This is a genomic window from Paraburkholderia sp. SIMBA_054 (genome assembly GCF_046534875.1).
GTDB classification, from domain to species: domain Bacteria; phylum Pseudomonadota; class Gammaproteobacteria; order Burkholderiales; family Burkholderiaceae; genus Paraburkholderia; species Paraburkholderia hospita.
The window spans coordinates 1-276 of sequence record NZ_JAWRXV010000676.1 but is presented as its reverse complement, the minus strand read 5'-3'; the positions used below and the strand labels follow the sequence as shown (position 1 = coordinate 276).

The 276-nt window shown below is 64.5% G+C and carries 1 pseudogene; it reads right to left on the bottom strand.

Annotated features, from left to right (window positions below):
- Positions 1-276: pseudogene (locus tag SB822_RS56805) on the bottom strand (1,4-alpha-glucan branching enzyme); the annotation flags it as partial.

Here is a 276-nt window from a genome sequence, read left to right as displayed (position 1 = left end):
CGTGAAGCCCATCGTCTTCACATACGGAATCAGGCGCTCGGCGAGCTCTTCCCAATTGAGACCGCGCTGACCTTCTTCGGCGACGCGCAGCCACGACTCCGCATGCACCTCGTAGATCGAGATCGGCGAACGCGGCGTCTGCTTCGCGCCGCGCGACTGAATCCACTCGTGATCCGTCCACGGAAACTGCTCGATCTCGTCGACATGCGCGACCACCGACGCCGTGCCCGGCGGCTTCTCGCTTTGCGTCGCGCAAGGGTCGGCCTTCAACGGCAG